The organism is Azoarcus sp. DD4 (assembly GCF_006496635.1).
Taxonomy (GTDB): domain Bacteria; phylum Pseudomonadota; class Gammaproteobacteria; order Burkholderiales; family Rhodocyclaceae; genus Azoarcus.
Map to the genome: position 1 here is coordinate 4,246,513 of NZ_CP022958.1, position 21,663 is coordinate 4,268,175.

At 63.4% G+C, this 21,663-nt stretch carries 15 protein-coding genes and 1 tRNA gene; 6 read left to right on the forward strand and 10 right to left on the reverse strand.

From position 1 onward, the window contains the following. Positions 1 to 49 precede the first annotated feature (49 nt). Entirely contained in the window at positions 50 to 820 is a 771-nt protein-coding gene (locus CJ010_RS19630; RefSeq protein ID WP_141019617.1) for a PEP-CTERM/exosortase system-associated acyltransferase, read from the forward strand. Positions 821 to 934: 114 nt separating this feature from the next. Here CJ010_RS19630 and CJ010_RS19635 read toward each other — a convergent pair whose 3' ends face one another. The 3 genes from CJ010_RS19635 to CJ010_RS19645 all read right to left on the reverse strand — a co-directional run bounded on the left by CJ010_RS19635 (position 935) and on the right by CJ010_RS19645 (position 5,147). Beyond that, positions 935 to 2,827, reverse strand: coding sequence for a propionate--CoA ligase (locus CJ010_RS19635; protein ID WP_240794422.1), 1,893 nt, complete (start codon positions 2,825 to 2,827; stop codon positions 935 to 937). Positions 2,828 to 2,921: 94 nt separating this feature from the next. Then, positions 2,922 to 4,118 (reverse strand): response regulator, encoded by a 1,197-nt coding sequence (locus tag CJ010_RS19640; RefSeq protein WP_141019619.1) that lies wholly within the window; start codon positions 4,116 to 4,118, stop codon positions 2,922 to 2,924. Positions 4,119 to 4,148: 30 nt separating this feature from the next. Further along, the gene (locus tag CJ010_RS19645) at positions 4,149 to 5,147 is read right to left on the reverse strand and encodes an oxidoreductase (protein WP_141019620.1); all 999 of its coding nucleotides are present in this window, start codon (positions 5,145 to 5,147) and stop codon (positions 4,149 to 4,151) included. Between the two features lie 181 nt (positions 5,148 to 5,328). Between CJ010_RS19645 and CJ010_RS19650 the strand changes: the two genes are divergently transcribed. The 3 genes from CJ010_RS19650 (at position 5,329) to CJ010_RS19660 (ending at position 7,814) form a co-directional block, all read left to right on the forward strand. Next, complete coding sequence (locus CJ010_RS19650; protein WP_141019621.1) at positions 5,329 to 6,201, forward strand: HDOD domain-containing protein; 873 nt, start codon at positions 5,329 to 5,331, stop codon at positions 6,199 to 6,201. Between the two features lie 100 nt (positions 6,202 to 6,301). Next, positions 6,302 to 6,877 (forward strand): LemA family protein, encoded by a 576-nt coding sequence (locus CJ010_RS19655; protein ID WP_141019622.1) that lies wholly within the window; start codon positions 6,302 to 6,304, stop codon positions 6,875 to 6,877. 34 nt (positions 6,878 to 6,911) lie between these two features. Then, a complete protein-coding gene (locus tag CJ010_RS19660) occupies positions 6,912 to 7,814 on the forward strand; it encodes a hypothetical protein (protein WP_141019623.1) in 903 nt (300 codons plus the stop codon). A gap of 18 nt (positions 7,815 to 7,832) precedes the next feature. Here the strand turns inward: CJ010_RS19660 and CJ010_RS19665 are convergent, their stop codons facing one another. Further along, positions 7,833 to 9,749, reverse strand: coding sequence for an ATP-binding cassette domain-containing protein (locus tag CJ010_RS19665; protein ID WP_141019624.1), 1,917 nt, complete (start codon positions 9,747 to 9,749; stop codon positions 7,833 to 7,835). Positions 9,750 to 9,863: 114 nt separating this feature from the next. Here CJ010_RS19665 and CJ010_RS19670 point away from each other — a divergent pair, with 114 nt between their 5' ends. Both CJ010_RS19670 and CJ010_RS19675 read left to right on the forward strand, forming a co-directional pair. Further along, entirely contained in the window at positions 9,864 to 11,918 is a 2,055-nt protein-coding gene (locus tag CJ010_RS19670) for a site-specific recombinase (RefSeq protein ID WP_141019625.1), read from the forward strand. A gap of 87 nt (positions 11,919 to 12,005) precedes the next feature. Further along, a tRNA-Arg gene (locus tag CJ010_RS19675) sits at positions 12,006 to 12,080 on the forward strand. Positions 12,081 to 12,248: 168 nt separating this feature from the next. Here CJ010_RS19675 and CJ010_RS19680 read toward each other — a convergent pair. Genes CJ010_RS19680 through prsK form a run of 6 tightly spaced genes read right to left on the reverse strand, consistent with a single transcriptional unit; the run spans position 12,249 to position 21,586 of the window. Next, on the reverse strand, positions 12,249 to 13,052 hold the full coding sequence (locus tag CJ010_RS19680) for a serine protease (RefSeq protein ID WP_141019626.1): 804 nt from the start codon (positions 13,050 to 13,052) through the stop codon (positions 12,249 to 12,251). Then, complete coding sequence (locus CJ010_RS19685; RefSeq protein ID WP_371415672.1) at positions 13,049 to 13,993, reverse strand: lytic transglycosylase domain-containing protein; 945 nt, start codon at positions 13,991 to 13,993, stop codon at positions 13,049 to 13,051. Before CJ010_RS19685 ends, CJ010_RS19680 begins: the two co-directional genes overlap by 4 nt. 38 nt (positions 13,994 to 14,031) lie before the next feature. Next, positions 14,032 to 15,312, reverse strand: coding sequence for a nucleotide sugar dehydrogenase (locus CJ010_RS19690; protein ID WP_141019627.1), 1,281 nt, complete (start codon positions 15,310 to 15,312; stop codon positions 14,032 to 14,034). A gap of 37 nt (positions 15,313 to 15,349) precedes the next feature. Further along, complete coding sequence (prsT, locus tag CJ010_RS19695; protein WP_141019628.1) at positions 15,350 to 18,154, reverse strand: XrtA/PEP-CTERM system TPR-repeat protein PrsT; 2,805 nt, start codon at positions 18,152 to 18,154, stop codon at positions 15,350 to 15,352. Positions 18,155 to 18,156: 2 nt separating this feature from the next. Then, a complete protein-coding gene (prsR, locus tag CJ010_RS19700) occupies positions 18,157 to 19,515 on the reverse strand; it encodes a PEP-CTERM-box response regulator transcription factor (RefSeq protein ID WP_141019629.1) in 1,359 nt (452 codons plus the stop codon). After that, the gene (prsK, locus tag CJ010_RS19705; RefSeq protein ID WP_141019630.1) at positions 19,508 to 21,586 is read right to left on the reverse strand and encodes an XrtA/PEP-CTERM system histidine kinase PrsK; all 2,079 of its coding nucleotides are present in this window, start codon (positions 21,584 to 21,586) and stop codon (positions 19,508 to 19,510) included. The genes prsR and prsK overlap by 8 nt, the downstream gene beginning before the upstream one ends. Positions 21,587 to 21,663 lie beyond the last annotated feature (77 nt).

The following is a 21,663-nucleotide window of genomic DNA, read 5'->3' on the forward strand; positions in this document are numbered from 1 at the left end:
AGCGTCCAAATCCGGGATAAAAACCATATCGTGAACAGACCCTAGGATCATGCAGCTATTCGAACGTCACAATCTCGGGCATGGCTTTCGCAAGTACTTCGAAATCGCCCCCGCGATCACTGAATCTCAACGCAACGACGTCTACCGTATTCGCCACGAGGTGTACTGCGAGGAATTGCATTACGAGCCGGAGCGCGCCGATCGCCACGAGATCGACCAATATGATCCGCATAGTCTGCACTGCCTGATCCGCACGTCGTCGGCCCCCAAGCAGCTGGTAGGATGCACCCGCCTGGTGTTGACCGATCCAGGCGACCCGCTGGCGCCCCTACCCTTCGAGCACACCTGCGCAGCCACGCTCGACCGCTCGATTGTCGACCCCGCAAGGCTCCCACGCGAATGCATTGCCGAGGTGTCGAGACTCGCCGTGCGAGGCAACTATCGACGCCGCAGCGGTGAAGCAAAAGCGCCCGTCACCATCAGCGAGAACGATTTCGGCAGTGAAAGCCGCCCCCGGTTTCCCTATATCCCGATCGGCCTCTACCTGGGGTCGATCGCGCTGGCCGCCCGCAGCGGCATCGACACCGTGTTCGTGCTGACCGAACCCCGTCTGGCCTCGCATTTCAGCAAACTGGGCGTGGAGATACGGCAGATCGGCGGCCCGGTGGAACACCGCGGGATCCGCGTTCCGTCAATGATGGACGTGTCCACCGTGATCAAGAACATGCGCTCGCTCGTGCGCCCCATCTGGCGCGTGGTGCAGGAAGAGATAGAGAGGGGATTCGAGGAGTCGGCCGGAGGGCGATCCCTGACCGGCTGACGCAGCCCTGCCACTACCCGATTTTCGGCGGTACAGCCCAAAAAATATAATGCCCGCCGTCGGAAGACGGCGGGCATTGTTTCAGGGCCGGTTGCGAAACCTAGCCTGGGCGGGTCAACTGGCGAGCGCCGCCTTGATCTGATCCAGCGTCGTCGGATCGTCGATGGTCGTCAGGTCGCCGGCGTCGCGGCCTTCGGCCAGCGCCTGGATGGAGCGGCGCAACATCTTGCCCGAGCGAGTCTTGGGTAGGCCGTTGATGAAGTGCACGCGGGCCGGGCGGGCGATCGCGCCGAGGCTTTCGTCCACCTTCTTCATCACCTCCTTCTCGAGCGCGGCGCGCTTCTCGGCGGAGTCGACGGTGCTCGCGTCCTTCACCACCGCGAAAGCCATCGGCATCTGGCCCTTCAGCTCGTCATGGACGCCGACCACCGCCACTTCGGCGATCGCCGGGTGGGTCTGCACCGCCTCCTCGATCTCGCGGGTGCCGAGACGGTGCCCGGCAACGTTGATGACGTCGTCCATGCGGCCGAGGATGGTGTGGTAGCCGTTTTCGTCCTTGATGCCCCAGTCGGACGACGAATACACCACCGGATCGGTAAACAGGCTGAAGTAGGTGGAGACGAAGCGCTCGTCCTGGCCCCACACGGTGGACAGGCAGCCCGGCGGCAGCGGCGGCACGATGCCGACGATACCCTTTTCGTTCGGACCGCATTCGCTGCCGTCCTCGCGGAAGATGCGCAGGTCGTAGCCATACACCGGGAAGGCGGGCGAGCCGAGCTTGATCTTGCTGTCTTCCACGCCGCGCACGATGGCGAGCATCGGCCAGCCGGTCTCGGTCTGCCAGTAGTTGTCGATGACCGGAATGCCGAGTTCGCTCATGATCCACTGGTGCGAGGTCTCGTCCAGTGGTTCGCCGGCCAGGAACAGGTGCTTGAGCGAGGACAGGTCGTACTTCTTGAGGAAGGCCGGGTCCTGCTTCTTCAGCACGCGCACCGCTGTCGGCGCCGAGAACATCACGCTGACCTTGTACTTCTCGACGATCTGCCACCAGATGCCGGCATCCGGACGCAGCGGCGTGCCTTCGTACATGATGGTGGCCATGCCGGCGATCAGCGGGCCGTAGATGATGTAGCTGTGGCCCACCACCCAGCCGATGTCCGAGGTGGAGAACATGGTCTCGCCGCTGCCACCGGTGAAGATGTGCTTCATCGACGCGGCCAGCGCCACGGTATAGCCGCCGGTGTCGCGCTGCACGCCCTTGGGCTTGCCGGTGGTGCCGGAGGTGTACAGGATGTAGCTCGGCTCGGAGGACTCCAGCCAGGTCACCGGCACCTTGGCGTCAATGTGCTTGGCGCGCAATTCGGCGTAATCGACGTCACGGCCTTCCACTTTGGGGAAGCCCTTGTCGAGGCCGCGGTCGACGATCAGCACCTTGGCCGGCGGAAATTCGGCCAGCTTGCAGGCTTCATCCACCAGATGCTTGTAGGGCACCGGTTTGCCGTTGCGCATGCCGGCGTCCGAGCTGACCATCAGCACCGGCTTGGCATCGTCGATGCGGGTGGCCAGGGAGCCGGCGGCAAAGCCGCCGAACACCACCGAGTGAATCGCGCCGATGCGGGCGCAGGCCAGCATTGCGAAGGCCGCCTCGGCGATCATCGGCATATAGATCAGCACACGGTCGCCGCGCTTGACGCCCAAGTCCTGGTAGATCGCCGCCATGCGCTCGACTTCGCGCTGCAACTCGGCGAAGGAATAGACCTTCTCCTCGTTGGTCTCGGTGGAGATGTACACCAGCGCCCGGTCGTTGGGGCGGTTGGCTGCGTGGCGATCGACCGCGTTGTAGCACAGGTTGGTTTCACCGCCCTTGAACCACTTGACGAACGGCGGCTTCGAAAAGTCGCAGATCTGCTCGGCGGGTTTATTCCAATGCACGAGTTCGGCCTGCTCGGCCCAGAACTCGTCGCGCTTCTCGATCGACCGACGGTGAAAATCCTTGTAGGTGGTCATAAGCATCCTCTCCCTTCCAATTTCCCTGCTTTTGCAAATGACGTGACGATCCACGGCACACCTCTCTGCACCGCGATCGCCTTCCGGAACTGCTTTATGCAGAGGTTCGGGTTCCCTCCGCCTCGTCATTGCCAGGCCCCGACTCCTTATCGTATTTTTTAAGCGCCCCGAGCGGGATCCCGCAATGCACGCGGGATTCTATCAACTCGAGTAGTGGGAGCAGGGTGGTAATGACTTCCGGCAACCGGTCGGCCACTTCGTCGGCGGCCCCGATCCGGATTTGAAGCAGCGCATGGTCGATGCTGATCAACTGCTTCATGTAACGGTCGACCATGGTCTGATCGACCTCGCCCTGGTCGTTGACGACGCGGTTACCCCCCGCCGCCTTGCCAGCCTGGGCTCGACCGGCAGCCACCCCGACGAGGTGGCTGACCGTCTGCATGCCATCGATGGACGAACTCGCCACACCGATGGTGACGCTGATGCGGATGCGTTCCTCGCGGTACGTCATCACCAGCTTTTCCATCGCCCGCTGCATCCGCAGCGCGAACGCACAGCAACCGAGCGGATCGGTGCTGGGCGACAACACCGCAAACTGCGCCGGTGCGAGCTGGGCGACGGTGTCTTCCTTGCGTACCTTGCTCGACAGGATCTTCGACAGTTTGCGCGTGATCAGCTGGGCGACATGGGCACCATGCCATTCCACCAGCTGCTCGTAGTGATCGATCTCGATCACCATGGCCGAGATGTCGGCCTGGTGACGACGTGCGAGCGCCATTTCCTGCTCGCCGTGCACATTCAGATAGGCCTCGGTGGCCAAGCCCGACGCGGGATCGAGCGGGCTCTGGCTAGCCAGCGCGGCGCGGCTCGCTTCGAGCTCGCGCTGGGTCTGGGCCAGTCTCGACAATGACTCGAGCCGGGCGATCAGCTCGACTCCGCCGATGCCCTTGGTGATGAAGTCGTTTGCGCCCATCTTGATGGCACGTTCACGCGCGGCATCGTCTTCGTCGCCCGAGATGATGATGACCGGGATGTCGTGCACCCGCGCGACCTTGGAGCTGCGTATGCGCTCGAGCAGACCGAAGCCGTCCAGGCGCGGCATGCCGATATCGGTAAGGACCAGCTGTATCGAAGGATCGACCAGCAAGGTCTGCCAGCCGGCCTCGCCGTCGGTCTCCTCGCGCACCTCGAAGCGTCCGCGCAAGTGCTTGATGAGCGATGCGCGCACCATGCGGGAATCGTCGACGACGAGTACCTTCGTGATGGTCGGGTTGTCGTCGTCAGCGCTCATAGGCGAGATCTCCGCATGCAGAGTGGGCGCTCAGGCGCCAATGCGCACCACGGTACGCCCCTTGACTTGCCCCTTGATGAAGGCGTCGAAGGCGCCGGGAAGCTCGTCGAGGCTGATGGTACGCGTGATCGCGGCAAGATGGCGCGGCTTGAGATCGGTCGCGAGCCTGTCCCACACCCGCTGGCGGGTCGGAAAACCGATGTAGCCGGAATCCACGCCGAGCAGGCTGACGCCACGCAGGATGAAAGGGAAGACCGTGGTGTCGAGATTGAAACTCGCCGCATTGCCGATGCTGGCCACCGTCCCGGCCTGCTTCATCGTCGCCAGCACCCAATGCAGCACCTGCCCGCCGACGTTGTCCACGGCACCGGCCCAGAGCGCGCCTTCGAGCGGACGCACCTTGTCGAGATCGATGCTGGAACGCAGCTTGATGTCGCTCGCCCCCAGCATCTTCAGGTAACCCGCCTCGCTCTCCTTGCCGGTCAGGGCAACCACGTGATAGCCGAGGCTGGCCAGCATGTCGATAGCCAGCCCGCCCACGCCGCCAGTCGCACCGGTGACCAGCACCGGGCCGTTGGCGGGCGCCAGACCGTTGTCTTCCATGCGAACGATGCCGAGCGCCGCAGTAAATCCTGCAGTGCCGAGCGCCATCGCCTCGAACAAGTCCAACCCGGCCGGCAGCGGCACCACCCAGTTCGCCGGCACCCGCGCCAATTCGGCATAACCACCGTGATGCGCCACGCCGATATCGAAGCTGGTGGCGATCACCTTGTCGCCCGGCTTGAAACGCGAATCCGCACTCTCGACCACGACACCTGCGAGATCGATGCCACCGACACAGGGGAAACGACGGATAATCTTGCCGGCACCAGTCGCCGCCAGCGCATCCTTGTAGTTGATGCTTGAATAGTGCACCCGGATCAGCACCTCGCCGGCATCGAGCTGATCGGCGGACAGCGTGGTGAGACGGCCCTGCACCTTCTTGTCTTCGGCTTGCTCGATCAGGAACGCCTTGAAGGATGTCGTCACGAGTCTCTCTCCTTGATGTTCGAAGGCATGCAGCGGGCGGGGGCATCAAGCCTGGCGCGGCCCGCACAAGCCGGGAATTATATCGAAAACCCCTGCGCCCACCCGCCTGTGCTGCCGACGCGCTTCAGTTCGGCACGATGACAGCCGATAATCCGGACAGCCCATCACGTTCGTCAGCGCCATGAGCCTGCTTACCCGCCCCCTGCCCTCGGTCGACGCCTACGTCGAGCATTTCTCGACCCGTCCGCTGCCGGTCCTGCGCCACACCGTCCGCGCCCTCGACGCCTTGCGTGCCGAGATCGACACCGTCAGCAGCCGAAAGATCGCTGCCGTCGTGCTGGGCGATCCGCTGATGACGATGAAGCTGCTCACCTACCTCGAGACCCACCGCGGATCGGCTCAGAATCACGACATCACCACGATAGACCGGGCCGTGATGATGCTGGGGCTTGCCCCCTTCTTCGATATCTTCAGCGACATGCCCACCGTCGAAGACACGCTGGCGGCCTATCCCAAAGCGCTGCTCGGCGTTCTCAAGGTGACAGCCCGTGCCCGCCGGGCCGCCGGCTACGCGCGCGACTGGGCCATCGTGCGCCACGACCTCGATGCCGACGAGATCACCGTCGCGGCCTTGCTGAGCGAGGCCGCCGAAATCGTGTGCTGGGTATTTGCGCCGACGCTCACGCAGCAGGTCTATACCCTGCAGCGGGCCGACCGCACGCTGCGTAGCGTCACGGCCCAGCGCGCAGTATTCGGCGCCACCGCCCATGAGATTCAACTCGCCTTGATCCACGCCTGGCACCTGCCGAGATTGTTGGTGCAGTTGCTGGACGAAACCCAGTCGGAGCATCCGCGCGTACGCACAATCGCGCTGGCCGCCGACTTCGCCCGCCACGTTGCCCACGGCTGGGACGACGCGGCGCTGCCCGACGACATCGCCGCCATCGAAGCCCTGCTGCGGATAGGCCGTGAAACCCTGTTGCGCCGCCTCGGCGCCCCTGACGAGGTGATCCCGCGGTTTCTGCCGGCCAACGATGCCGGCACGGCGGGCTGAGCGGAGCCTCGCTTCCCGCCTGGCATCGGATTGAATGCCAAGCGTATCAACGGATTCAGCGCATTTGCGTATATCATGCGGCAAACTTTCGGAGCCCCGCATGAGTGTGTCCGCCGCGATCTTCCTCGGCTTCATCGTGATCGCCGCCCTCTACGGCGTGATCGTGTACAACGGCCTCGTCCAGCTCAAGCACAACATCGCCAAGGCCTGGGCCAACATCGACGTATTGCTCAAGCAGCGCCACGACGAACTGCCTAAGCTGGTGGAGGTCTGCCGTCAGTACAAGCAATTCGAGCAGGAAACCCTGGCCCGCGTCACCGAAGCCCGTGCCCGGGTGGCAAGTGCGCGGGAGCAACACGACGTCGCGGCTCTCGGCGCTGCCGAAGGCATGCTGCGCAGCGGCCTCGGCCAGATCTTCGCCGTGGCCGAGGCCTATCCTGAGCTGCGCGCCAACGAACACTTCATGCAGCTGCAGACTCGGATCACTGCGCTAGAGAACGCCATTGCCGACCGCCGCGAGTGGTACAACGAAGCGGTCAATCTCCACAACATCCGCATCGACCAGTTCCCCGATCTGCTGGTGGCGCGCCTGTTCCAGTTCATTGCCCAGCCGCTGCTCGAGTTCGCCTCTGCGGAAAAAGCCGACGTCGATCTGAAGGCCCTGTTCCGGGCCTGAAGCGCGCGCATCGGCTGCAACGCGTTCGCACACCATGCTGGTCCGGCTGCGCCGCGACGGCTTCAACCTCAGCCTGCCCGTCGTTCAGCTCGGTCTGATCGCAATTGCCCTGAGCCTCGACAGCCGCCCGGGCCGCCTCGCGGCGCTGTTGCTCCTGCTCGTCTCCGGGCTCTTCGGCTGGCAACGCTCCGTGCGCCACGCGCGCCAGATTCTCGACACCCCCACCGCGCGCGTCGCCTCTGCGGCGCAGGGCTACGCCGAGCTGCGCGGATGCGGCCAGCCGCTCGGTGGCGTGCCGGTGCTGTCGCCCCTCACCGGCCTGCCGGTGTTGTGGTACCGGCTGCAGACCTTCCGCAAGCAGCACGACGGCAAGTGGCGCCACGAAGCCACCACTGAAAGCGATGCCTCCTTCCTCCTGGACGATGGCAGCGGTCAATGTGCGGTCGATCCGGAAGGTGCGGAAATGCTGGTACGCCGGCGCGACGTCATCGAGCGTGGCGAGCTGCGCCAGATCCAGTGGAGCCTGCTGCGCCACGACCCGATCTACGTACTTGGCGAATTTGCCACTTTGGGCAGCATCACGCCCGATTTCGATATCGCCGCCCAAGTGCGTGAATTGCTTGCCCACTGGAAAACCGACCATCGCGCGCTGCTGCAGCGCTTCGACCACGACGGCAACGGCGAGATCGACCTCGATGAATGGGAACATGCGCGCGCCCAAGCCCGACACGAGGTAGAGCAACGACACCGCGACCTCGATGCCGCGCCGGAAGCCCACGTAGTCAGGGCGCCGGCCGACGGCCGCCTCTACCTGATCTCCGATCTGGAACCCGCCCGGCTCGCGCGACGTTACCGGCTGTGGGCCGCCTTTCACCTGGCGGTATTTCTTGGTGCGGCGGCGGCCAGTGCCCGGTTCGCGCAGACCGTCATCCCCTAGACGGGCGAAGGCCGCAGCTCAGGTACTGGCAGAGCGGCTCTCGAGCTCTTCCCAACGCATCATCGCCGCCTCGATCTCGCCATCGAGCACATCGAGCCGCGCCTTGATGCTGGCCACTTCCTGCGGCGCCTGCTGGTAGAGCGCCGGATCGGCCATGCGTGCGTGCAGTGCTGTCTGCTCGGCCTCGAGTGCCGCGATGCGATCGGGCAGGGTTTCGAGCTCGCGCTTTTCGTTGAACGACAGCTTGGCCGGCCGGGTCGCAGCCGGCTTCGGCGACGCCGCGGCCGCCTTCGGCACCTGCGGCTGCGCCCGCTGCTCAGTCTGGCGCCCGGCGTCACGGGCAAGCTGGACACGCTGCCAATCGCCGTAACCGCCTGCGTATTCACCCCAACGACCATCGCCTTCGGCCGCGATCACCTGGGTGACGACGTTGTCGAGGAAGGCACGATCGTGACTGACGAGGAAAAGCGTGCCGTCGTAGCCGGCAAGCAGGTCTTCCAGCAGATCCAGGGTCTCGATGTCGAGGTCGTTGGTCGGCTCGTCCAGCACCAGCACGTTGGCCGGCCGGGCAAAGAGGCGCGCCAGCAGCAGGCGGTTGCGCTCTCCGCCGGAGAGCGACTTCACCGGCGAGCGGGCACGCTGCGGCGCGAACAGGAAATCGCCGAGATAGCCGATCACATGTTTGCGCTCGCCACCGATTTCGACATAGTCCGACCCCGGACTGATCACCTCGGTCAGCGGCAGCTCCGGATCGAGCTGGGCGCGCAGCTGGTCGAAATAGGCCACCGTCTGGCGCGTGCCGCGTCGAACCGTGCCCGCATCAGGTTGCAGATCGCCGAGGATGAGCTTGAGCAAGGTCGTCTTGCCGGCACCATTCGGCCCGATCAGGCCCACGCGGTCACCGCGCATGATGCGGGTGGAGAAATCACGCACCACCACGCGGTCACCGTAGCGCTTGGTAACGTCGGTGAGTTCGGCCACCATCTGGCCGCTCTTCTCGCCACGGTCCATCGCCAGATTCACGTTGCCGAGGCGATCGCGCCGCGCCACGCGCTCGCGCCGCAGCGCTTCAAGCCGGCGCACCCGGCCTTCGTTGCGGGTACGGCGGGCTTCCACGCCCTTGCGTATCCACACCTCCTCCTGTGCCAGCAGCTTGTCGAACCGCGCATTGGCCTTGTCTTCCGCGTCCAGTTCCTCGGCCTTGCGCCGCTGGTAGTCGCTGAAGCGGCCGGGATAGCTCGCCAGGCGACCGCGGTCGAGCTCGATGATGCGGGTGGCGACATTGTCGAGGAAAACACGGTCGTGGGTAATCACGACAACCGCGCCGCGGAATTCACGGATCAGCGTCTCCAGCCACAGGATGCCGTCGAGGTCGAGGTGGTTGGTCGGCTCGTCCAGCAGCAGCAGGTCGGGCTCGGCCACCAGCGCACGCGCCAGCGCGACGCGTTTGACACCACCGCCCGACAGGCTGGAAACCTTCGCCTCGGCCGGCAGTCCGAGACGGGCCAGCATATGCTCGACACGCTGGCTGAGGCGCCAGCCGTCTGCGGCTTCCACCTCATGCTGCAGCGACTCGAGGCGGCCCAGATGCTCGGCGCTGGCATTCTCGGCCACTGCCTGCATGGCCTCGTGGTATTCGACCAACAATCGGGCAGCGTCGCCCAGCCCATCGGCCACGGTAGCGAAGACGTCACGTTCGAGTTCGAAATCGGCTTCCTGCGGCACATAGGCGACCACCAGACCGGACTGGCGCCACACCGTGCCGTCATCCAACGTGGCCTGCCCGGCCAACGCACGCAGCAAGCTGGACTTGCCCGAACCGTTACGGCCGATCAGCGCGACCCGCTCGCCGGTGTCAAGCTGGAACTCGGCGTGATCCAGCAGATCGACGTGGCCGAAGGCCAGGCAAGCGTTTTCGACGGAAAGCAAGGGCATGGAGTGCTCTGGGGCAAGGCAAAGGAAAACGGATTTTAACGGTCTGCGCAGAAACGGGGGTATCCCGGATAATGCACCGCCGCACCCCGGCCACGTAACCGACAGGGAAGGCCTATGGAAACACTGCTCGCACGCTTCGGCGCTGCCGGAGAGGACGACACCGCACTGTGGACCGCGCTGGTCGACATGCTGCGGCCACCCCGCGCTCACCAGGCGGACGCCGCGACGGAGCGCCTGCGCACCCTCACCCGCACGCTCGCCGCGCACCCCGCCCTGTGCGCCAACCTGCGCCGCGCGCTGGAACGCCTGTTCCACGACCGCAAGCAGGTATCGCTCTATGTGTCGTCGGGCTTGCTGCCATCGACCGGCTTCTTTTCGGAAACAGCCCGCCGCCTGTCGGACCGGCTGCTCCCGGCAGTCATCGACACCAGCTACATGAAGGACCTGCTGTCGGCCGTCTTTCATCGTGGCGACGACGAGGCCTGGGTCAGCGCCGTTCCCGACGCCGCGTGGGAGGACCTGCTGCGTACGCTGTTCGCCTTCCCCGCAGACGATGCGCCCGGCGCCGAAGGCTTGCCCAAGGGCATCGCCGAAATCGTCGAAGCGCTGCGCGTGCTCTCCTACCACGTCTCCGCGATTGGCCTCGATCCAGAACTCATCCGGGTCGATCCCGACCTCGAGGAATACGAATCTCCCTTCCTCGCCCAAAACGCGGAAGTACTGCTCTACCTGGAGCGCTTCCAGACCTGGTGGCGCGCGCCCGACTCGCCGCCGGACGACGACAAGCACCTCACGGTCATGCTGGACCAGTGCCGCGACGTCCTGCAGCGCGTGCGGCGCAAGGCGACACGGATCGGCACCAGCCTCACGCTAACCTTCAAGCTTGAACGCCTGCGTCAGCACCTGGACCGCATCGCCGCACTGCTTGCCCTGCTCACCGAGCTGCACCGCAGCCGCGACCCTCGCAGCTTGATCCCTTCCGCCGTTGGCCTGTTCAAACAACTGGTGCACGCCGAGTGCCGCAAGAACCGGCTGTCCGACTACTGGAGTCAGAACGTCGAACTGCTGTCACTGCGCATGACAGAGAGCGCCAGTCGAACCGGTGAGCACTACATCACCACCACCCGCAGCGAGTATCTCGGCATCCTGCGCTCGGCGGCCCTCGGCGGGGTAATCATCGCCTGCATGGCCGCACTCAAGATCGTTCTCGGTCGCCAGGGATTTGCACCGCTCAACGAGACCCTGAGCTTCTGCCTCAACTATGGCATCGGCTTCGTACTGATCCACATGCTCGGCGGCACCGTCGCCACCAAGCAACCCGCGATGACCGCCAATGCCATCGCCGCATCGATAGGCGAGGCACAAGGCAAGACACGCGACCTCGACGCCCTTGCCGACCTCATCGCGCGCACTGTCCGCAGCCAGATCGGCGCCATCCTGGGCAACGTCGGCGTTGCCATTCCAATGGCCATCATGCTCGCCGTCGCCGTCCAGGCGATCAGCGGCAGCCCTTTCATCGACGCCACAAAAGCCAGCCACCTGCTGGGAGAAGTCGATCCGCGCAGCGGCGCCTTGTTCTTTGCGGGCGTGGCCGGCGTCTGCCTGTTCCTGTCCGGGCTGATCGCCGCCTATCACGACAATCTCTCGGCCTACAACCGTATTCCACAGCGCCTCCTGCAGTTGCGCTGGCCGCGCCGCCTACTCGGCGAAGCGCGCATGGGGCGGGTCGCCACCTACGTCGAAAACAATCTCGGGGCACTCGCCGGCAACTTCTTCTTCGGTTTCCTGCTGGGCGGCGCAAGCGCCCTCGGCGTACTCTTCGGCCTGCCGCTGGACATTCGCCATATCGCCTTTTCATCAGCCTACGTCGGCTACGCCGGCGCCGCATTCGACTTCTCCCTTCCATGGCAGACGCTCGGCTTCGCCCTGTTCGGCGTCGCGCTGATCGGGGCGGTCAATCTGGTCGTGAGCTTCACCCTCACGCTGTATGTGGCGATGCGTGCCCGCCGCATCAGTTTTGCCCAAGGCCGCGACCTTGGCCGCCTCCTGCTCAAGCGCCTGCTCACCCGACCTCAGGACTTCCTGCTGCCGCCAGCCGCAGACCGGCCAACACAGACGCACGAATCGGAAGGAACGCCGAGCAACTCGGGTGACCCTCGCCTTCCCTAAGCCTCCCGCCTGCCACCTCCGTGAATGCGCCACGACGCAATCCTCGCTTGGTCGGCAGCGCGTGAGCAGCTAGAATGCGCCCCGCGTCTCGCCATAGTTCAATGGATAGAACACGGACCTCCTAAGTCTGAGATGCAGGTTCGATTCCTGCTGGCGGGACCACATCGCGCACCAACGCCTGGCGCCAGACGCCAAAAACCCGCCTGAGATGCTGCTCTGCGGGTTTCCTATTGTCCGCACTCCCAAGGGCTTCCCTGTAGGCCACGAGGAATGGCGGGATCCGCACGTCTGGTCAGCAGAACGCCCCGTCGCCTGGCCATCGCCTCGCAGCTACTGAACGCTCGCAAGCAGCGCGCGCAGATGTTCGACCGGAATGGCGTAGCTGATCCCCGAGGGGTCGCTCAACACGCTCTCCTTGGTGGTCTTGACGAAGACCATGTTGATGACGCCCACCACATCGCCGGATTCGGGATCGAACACCGGGCTGCCGCTGTTGCCCGGGTAGGCGGTTGCGTCGAGCTGATAGACGGGGAAAGAGCCTGCCCCCAGTCGTCGCACCAGGGCTGGATTGAGATCACGCGCATTGCCCTGAGGAATACCGATAGGCGTGATTGCAGCAACGATGCCGCGGTGAGTGACGGGCGTCATCCCCAGCGCATTGCCGATGGGGAACCCGGTAAAGGCGATCGCCTGCCCTTCCCTGACATTCCCGCCACCGCCAAGCGACAGTGCCGGCAGCGTTGCGCCGTCGTCCAGTTTCAGGATTGCCAGATCGTGATTGCGATCGACTGCTGCACGCGTCGCTTGGCGTGCCACCTGCCCCGACTCACCACTGGGCTGCACGACCACCAGGGTTTCGAGCTGGTCGGCCGCCAGCGCTTCGGGCAGCACGTGCGCATTCGTCGCTACCAGCCGACCGTTACCTATGACGAAACCAGTGCCGAGAAAACGGAAGGCCGGACTGCGGGTACGTTGGTAGGTGCCGACCGCCACAACGGAATGCTTGATACGCGGCACGATCTCCATCAGATCCGCGCGCGCGGATGATGCCGACACCAGCGTAGCCCCCATGAGCATGCCGGCAAGACAACCGAGCAGCCGCCTGCGTTGTGCACAATTGACTCCTTGCTTCATGACCCCTGCTCCTCGGTTGTGGCTGCAGTCTTGTTCTGCTGCAGTGCCGGACTGGCGTCGACCACCCGGTGATCGAAGGGATGGTAGCGGTTACGGACGAAGGCCAGGATGCGCTCGACATAGAGCTGCGTTTCACGATAGGGAGGCACGCCACGGAAGCGGTCAACCGCGCCTTCCCCCGCATTGTAGCCAGCGGCCGCCAGCGCGATATCGCCGCGGAAGTAAGCAAGCAGCCAACGTAGATAAGCCAGCCCCCCCTTGATGTTCTCCTCCGGATCGAAGGGCTTGCGCACGTTGAAACGCAGCGCGGTCTCGGGAATGAGCTGCATCACGCCCATGGCGTTCTTGGGCGACAAAGCGTTGGGGTTTAGGTTGGATTCGGCAAGCGCTATCGCCAGCGCAAAACGCGGTCGTATGCCGTAGCTGGGAGCATGAGCCATCAGCAGACGCGCAATGCGCTGCCGCTCGGGCGGCATGGCGAGGATGGAGTCCTCGGCCGGCCAGTCCTCAAGGATGGTTTCCGGCGGCGGATGCAGGCAGTCGGGAACCGCTCCGGTGTAGTCGCCGGTATATCGCACCATCCGCCCGGCGTGCTCGTTGCCGAGAAAGGCGGCCATGGCGAACAAGGTTCCAGCATAGGGATCATTGCGCACCAGGCCCCGCCCGTTGGCATACATCCAGCCCAGCGCATACATCGCCTCGGCATCACCCAGGCGAGCCGCTTCGCAATACAGCACAGCGGCATGCTCCGGATCTCGTCGCACGCCCTCTCCGTGCTCGTAGGACAACGCCTGCTCGGCAAGGTAACGAGCCTGGCGGGCGAACGCCTCTGCTACCTGAGTATCCGCATGCGCCGTAGCGGCAAGAAAGAATCCATGCGCCACCATCAGGCCAAGCACCAGCGCCCTACCCTTGGACCACCCCGCCAGCGCCCTGCCCATGATCCCCCCGTTCGCCAAAGGGATGAAGCCCAGCCGCGTCAGAGCCGCCAGGCCGTCACTCCCGCTGCAACCAAGGCAGCCGGATCGTAAGACGACTTGACGTCGGAGAACACCCCGCCCGGCCTGAGCTTGCCAAGCAACTCCGCTAGCGGCATGTCGAGGTACTCGCGATGCGCGACCGCCGCGACCATTGCTTCGGCAACCGGCAACTGTTCCCATTCGACAAGCTCGACGCCATACTCGTGAACCGCCTCAGACGACGCTGCAACCGGATCGTGTACGAACACCTCGCAACCGTAGCTACGAAGCTCGCGGATGACGTCGATCACCTTGCTGTTGCGCAGATCGGGGCAGTTTTCCTTGAAGGTTAGCCCAAGCACGACCACCTTGGCGCCCTTGATGCTCGACCCCGCCGCGATCATCTGCTTCACGGTCTGCTCGGCCACATACTTGCCCATGCCGTCGTTGATGCGACGCCCTGCCAGGATGACCTGCGGGTGATAGCCGAGCATATCGGCCTTGTAGGTGAGATAGTAGGGGTCAACACCGATGCAGTGCCCCCCAACCAGACCGGGACGGAAGGGCAGGAAGTTCCATTTGGTGCCTGCCGCGTTCAGAACCTCGAGCGTGTCGATGCCGATCTTGTGGAAGATCACCGCCAACTCGTTCATCAAGGCGATGTTGAGGTCGCGCTGGGTGTTCTCGATCACCTTTGCCGCCTCGGCGACCTTGATCGAGCTCGCCTGGTAGACACCGGCGGTGATGACTGCCCCATACACCTTGGCAACCGTAGCGAGCGTCTCGGCAGTATCGCCCGACACCACCTTGACGATCTTGGTAACCGTACGCTCCTTGTCCCCCGGATTGATCCGTTCCGGCGAGTAGCCGACGAAGAAGTCCTGCTTCCACTTGAGGCCCGACTCGCGCTCGAGGATGGGGATGCACACCTCCTCGGTCGCCCCTGGATAGACTGTCGATTCATAGACGATGATCGCGCCGCGCTTGAGATTGCGTCCGGCCGTCTCCGAGGCTTTGACCAAGGGGGTGAAATCCGGATTGTGTGCATCATCCACCGGAGTCGGAACGGCGACGATGACGAAATCGGCCTCCGCCAACACCTTGGGATCGGTATGGCAGGACAGATGCACGGCAGCCTTCAGATCCTCGGTCGGGACCTCGCCCGTAGGGTCAAAGTGGTCCCGATACGCGGCAACCTTCTCCGCAGAAAGGTCGAACCCGAGCGTGCGGAACTGCTTGCCAAACGCTACAGCAAGCGGCAGTCCGACGTAGCCGAGGCCGATAACGGCAATGGTGGTCATGACGGATCCTTGATCGTGTCGAATTGCTTGGTTTTGTTCAGAGACTCTTCAAGAGTTCAGCGGCTTCGCGCTGCTGCGGAGTCCCGTCCTTGAGCTTGGGCTTCAGGATGTCGAGCTCCTTGCGAGCGTCATCCTTGCGGCCAACTTTGACATAGGCCTTGGCGAGATTGATGCGCAGGGCAGCCACATCAGGGGCGAGCGATACAGCGCGAACCAGGTTGGCAAGCCCTTTTTCCGTCTGGCCGTTGTCCATCTGGATCACGCCGGCGGTATCGAGAACGGTTGCGTTGTCGGGTGCAAGCTCGAGCGCCTGTTCAGCATACTTCAGCGCTTGTGCATCCTTGAGCTGGCTTGCTGTCCAGGCAAGGTTGTTCAGTACCAGCGCATTGCGCGGCGCGACCTCATGCATGACCTGGAAATGGTGCAAAGCCTCGGGAAGACGCTTTTCGGCCAGCGCAAGCTCGGCAATATAACCTCGCACAGCCATGTCCCTGGGCTCATCCTTCAGCCAGTCGGCAACCAGCTTGTCCGCCTCCTGCCGCTTTCCGCCACGCATCATGGCCGCATGCAGCTTGAGGACGACATCCCCGGTCCGCTGCCGGTTCAGCGCAGCGCGATACGCATTCGCCGCCTCCGGCCACTTCGATGCCGCAAACTGCGCGTCGCCTTCCAATGCATAGCCGACCGCGGCATCCGGCCGCTGCTTCTGGACCGACTTCGCCACGCTCAGGGCCTCTCCACTGGCACCACGCTGGATGAGCAGCCCCGCCAGCCGCTGCTGGGCGTCGACCAGGTTCGGCTGGATTTCCAGCGCCTTGCGCAGCGACTGCTCCGCCTGCGTCGTCTCCTTCGCCGCACGCTGGACGTCGGCCAGCAGGAGCAAGGGCGCCGTTGCCTGCGGCTGCATGGACGCCAACTTGTTGAACGTCGCCAGCGCTTGCTGCTGCTCCCCGGCCAGCAGTTGCGAGCGGCCCAGCGCCTCGACGACTGCCGGATTACCAGACTGCGTGCCTGCAAGCTTTTGCGCAAGCGCGAGCGCCTTTGCCCCGTCGCGCTGACGCAGATGGTGGCGAATCAAGGCCAGTTGCGGCGGCACTGCAGTCTGGTCTACCGCGATTGCCCGTTCCAGTGTGGCCAATACCGTAGCCGCGGGCTCACCCAAAGCAACCTGCAGCTCGGAATAGGCGATCAAGGCGTTGGCATGCTTTGGATTGTGCTGCAGGAGCGTCTCGAAGCGGGCCTTTGCCATATCCGGGCGCTTGTCGGCCATGTCCAGCCGTGCCAGATTGTTCGCAGCCGGCAGGAAATCAGGTTTCAATTCCAGCGCCTTCTCGAAAGCAAGCCGCGCCTTCGGTAGATCCTTCAAACCCATCAGAATGCCACCCTTCAGGTTATGGGTCTGCGGGTTGTTCGGCTGCTTTTTCTCCAACTGCGCCTGCGCGGCCAGCGCCTTGTCGAACTCGCGGCGCACCAGGTGCGAGACGATCAAGGCCACGTCTGCCTGTCCGCTATTCTGGTCAAGATCCGATGCAGCTTCGAGATCGGCGAAAGCGCGCTCCGAATCGCCAGCAGCCATGCGGGCCATGGCCAGTCGCGTACGAGCCTGGGCACTGTCGGGTTGCGCCGCAGCCGCCCGGCTGTATAGCTCTTCGGCCTTTTCTGCGTCGCCGTTGGCCATATAGACCTGCCCGGCAAGCGACAGCAAGGTCGGATCGGGATTCCTGATCCCCATCAAGGGCTGCAACCCTTCGAGCGCCCGATCCGGCTGCCCTGCAGCCAGATAGGAAGCAACGAGCAATCGGCGCGCCAATACCTGCGACGGTGCGCGCTCGAGTACCTTGTTCAGATGCGCACGAGCCTGCTCATGCTCATTCAATCGCACGAATATCGCGCCTGCGAGCAAGTTTGCCGGCAAAGAGTCCGGGGTGTCCTTAAGCGCGAGCATCACACCGTCGCGCGCCTCGTTAATGCGATTCTTCCGAAAGTCGATGAAGGCCTGCAGGTATCGCGTCAGCGCATGCGCCGGCGCCACCTTTTTCATCTCTTCCAGCTTCGCGATCGCCTGCTCTTCCTGATTCTGTCTCAGTAACAGCGAGACCAGGGCGAAGTGGTAGCCGACATTGTCGGAGGTGGCCTGGATCGCCGCCTCGAGCGCCTTGGCGGCATCGTCCGGACGGTTCTGGGCCAGTAACGCGTCAGCCAGCAATCCCTGTGCTTCTGCGGCCTTCGGCTGTTTGGCAAGTACCGCTTCCGCATCCGCCTGCGCAGCGGGCGCATCACCGGAGAACAACTTCGCCCGGCCCAGGCCAATGCGCGCCTGGACGTCCTCGGGGCTGAGCTGCAGCGCCTGTTCGTATGCCGCACGCGCCGCCGGCAGGTCTGCCTTGCCGAAATGGGCGGTCGCGACCGCCGTCGTCAGGACAACCTGGGCAGCAGTGTCGTTCAGCTTCTTCCCGTCGTAATCCTTGAGCACACGGTCGAACTCACCTGACATGACGAGGGCACGCGCGAGAAATGGGGCCACCTGCTCGTCGGCAAAGCCCAGCTCTGCCGCTCGCTGCAACTCCTTGACGGCGCCCGGAAGATTCCCCTGCTCGAGGTTCACCTTGCCAAGAAGAAAACGCGCTTCGGCAAGGTCGCTGCGTTCCTGCAGGGCGTTCTTCAGTTGGATGCTCGCCGCATTCAGGTCGTTCTTGGCCAGATAGGACTTGGCCGAATCGACCATGGCTTCCGGGCTGGGGCCACAGGCTCCCACCAGCAGCGCCACAATCAGGCTGAGACCGGCGCGCCGGTATCCACCAGAGCCGTGTTTACGGGCGCGGTTTGCGCGAAACGTAGCCAAGATCAGTTCTCCTTCTTAAGATCGAAGCGATTCATCAGGTCGTACAGCGACGGCCGGCTGATGCCCAGCACCTCCGCCGCCTTGGCGATATTGCCGTTGGTCCGTGCCAGCACCCTCACTACCGCCCGTCTCTCGGCCTCATCACGCACCTGCCGGAGATTGAGCCGCTCCATGTCCTCGTCCGCCACGACCAAGCCCAGGTCGTCGGCGGTGATACGGTTGCCGTCTGCCATGATCACGGCGCGCTTCAGGCAGTTTTCCAGTTCGCGCACGTTTCCCGGCCATTGATGTGCCTCGATTGCGACAATCGCATCATCGGTCAAGCCCATCGAGCCGCGTCCGTTGTCGCGGGCAAAGCGTTGTACGAAAGCATGCGCCAACAACGCTGCGTCGCCATCGCGGTCGCGTAGCGGCGGGATGTCGACAACGATCTCTGCCAAGCGGTAGTAAAGATCCTCGCGAAACAGCCCCTGCCGGATCTGCATCTTCAGGTCTCGATGGGTAGCGCAGACGATGCGCACATCGACCGGGATTTCCTCGCGACCGCCGATCCGCTCGATGACCCGCTCCTGCAGGAAACGCAGCAGCTTGGCCTGCAGCGACATCGGCAGATCGCCGATTTCATCCAGGAAAAGGGTGCCCTTGTGGGCCGTTTCGATCTTGCCGAGAGTCTGTTTGACTGCGCCCGTGAAAGCACCCTTTTCGTAACCGAAGAGCTCACTTTCCAACAGGTTCTCTGGAATTGCCGCGCAGTTGATCGCCACGAAACGCTCTTTCGCCCGCGACGAAAGCGCGTGCAAGCCGCGTGCGAGAACCTCCTTCCCGGTGCCACTTTCCCCCAGCAATGCAACCGTCACAGCCGCATTGGCAACCTTCTCTACCGTACGGCACACCCTGAGCATGCCGGCATCCCGCGTCAGCAGGCCGGCGAACGCGCTTCCCTGCTGCGCCTGGAGGCGCGCGTTTTCCAGCTGAAGATCGTGCAGACGGAACGCCCTTTCGAGAGTAAGCCCGAGCAACTCGGGCTCGAAAGGTTTGGCGAAGAAGTCATAAGCACCCATTCCGACCGCCCGCACTGCGTTGTCGCGGTCGTGCTGTCCGGTCAGAACGATTACCTTGGTATCCGGCGCCAGCGCCAGCATTTCACCCAGCAGGCGAAAGCCCTCCGACACGTCGTCCGGCGCCGGCGGCAAACCCAGATCCATGGTCACCACGGCCGGCTCGTATCGCCGCAACTGGGCGATCGCCGACTCCCTGTCCTCTGCAACCACAGTCTCGAAGGCGTCGAAGGCCCAGCGCATCTGCTTCTGCAACGCCGGATCGTCTTCGACGATCAGGAGTATGCGTTGCTTGTCAGCCATTCTGAAACTCCACTTCCCGAGCAGGAGGCATCGGATCCCGTCTGACCAGTGGCAGTTCGACAGTCACCCGCGTACCGCGCCCGACTTCGCTGTCGTAGTGCAGGGTTCCACCCAGTTCGCTCAGGTACTGCCGGGCCTCGTAGACCCCTATGCCCATACCGCTCGTCTTGGTCGTCTGAAAGGGACGCGACAACCGCTCCCGGATGAACTCGGGGGACATGCCGCACCCAGTATCTTCCACGACGACGGCGATCCGGTCTGCCCCCGCACTATGTATTTGTATTGATACCTTACCACCCACGAGTGTCGCATCAAGGGCATTTTGCACAAGATGCCCCAACACCCGTTCCAGGCGCTCCGGGTGCCCAAGAACAACCGCTGCCCCTTCAGTTTCATCGAAAACCACAACCTCAGACTTCGACGCATGCCGTAAGCGGCTGACCGCCTCAAGAAGCAATCCCATATTGACGGCACGCGGCGGATCGATCGAGCGCTTCTCCTGTAATTGCATCATCAAACCACGCATGCGAGCCTCGACATGAGCGATCGTCTCTAGCATGTCGGCCTGGAACTCCGGTTTGTGTCCGTGACGCTCAGCGTTCTTCAGCATCAGCGACAACTGCGCGACCAGATTCTTCAGGTCGTGCACGACGAAGGCCGACATCCTGTTGAAGGATTCGAACTTTCGAGCCTCGAGCAAGGCTTCCGCAGTCAGCATCCGGGCAAGATAACTCGCCGCCTGGCGCTGCGCGGTCTTCAACAGATCGAGCACCTCCCAGTCGATATCGAAGCGGGCCCGCGGAGCAGCCAGCACGACGAAACCAACCAAGGCCCCAGCGCTCTTCAGCGGGATGACCAGCCACGCGTCTCCTTGCATGGAAAGCCATTCCGGCAGCACGAGACCTTGGTACAAGGTCGGACTGGAACGATACTCTTCTAGGTTGATCACCCATTCTCTGTGATCGAGAAAGACACACAAGGAGGAATCCGCCTGCTCGACAGCATTGCTACTCCCTTGATTCAAATGCGAGCGCATAGCGAAGTTGCCGTCATTTCCCCGCAACCACAGACTCCCACCTGGGCTTTCGACAAGATCTCCCAAGGCCTTGATCACGGACTGCCCCAGATCGAGCTGCCCATCTGCCGAGGCCAGCGCCTGCGTGAACCTTAACCACTCGTTTCGATAGTCGTAGCGATATGGGAAAAGATGCTTGCTGATGAGTACACGCAAGCGTGCTCGCTGCGCGCCCGAGAACACGAAGGTACCAAGCAGGAGCAGGCCAGCAAAGAGCAGCGTCAACTGCAGCGCCCTTCCCCAGTCGCCGCCAAAATACCTGACGTAGTATCCAGCGGCGGCAATCACCAGCAGATACAAGCCGGAGACGGCAAGCGCAGTCGAATGAAACACCATCTCCCGCGACACCGACATCCGCAAAGTCCATGACGGATTGCGGCTGGCAGACAATCCGATCAAAGGAATCAGCAATGCATGCGCGACTCCGCGCACCGACCATACGTCTTCATCCAGTCGTCCGAAGAGCACGCCATCGGCAAACAGGTAAAGTTCAAAAATGTAGCCGGCCGCAAGCGCCAGACAGAGCGGCTTCATGCCCCATCGGGACACCATCGGAATACTTCGGTAGAGTTGCTCAACCAACACGAGCCCGAGCACGGCATTGGCCAGCGAGGCACTGATCAACAGCCTCCCAGGTGTTTCGTCAAACAGTCCGAACCACAACAGCAGAACAGGCGACAACTGGGAAACCACAACAGCAACTGCGCAAATGCGTGGCCAAAGAAGCCGCCGTCCGCCAAGTGGCTGCAGCAAGATGAGGAGAAAAACGTACCAACTGGCCCCGCGGGCAATATCCGCAATGGCGGACAGAAATGGAAACAGCCCCTCAGCGTGTCTGGCCGCGCCCACGCATGACAACGCCCAGACTGCCGACAGCGCGACGGCTGCAAGCAAGGCGCCACCAGGCCGCCCACCACGCCAGGCAAGAAAGACATACAAGGCGAAACCGCAGTAAGCGAGGGTAGCAAACCCATACCCCCAGACGGCAACGTCCAATCAGTCGCCCCTAATAAACGAGAGCATTGGCCCTACGCAGACATTGCGACGAAGCGTGTCCACCCACAAAAGCCAAG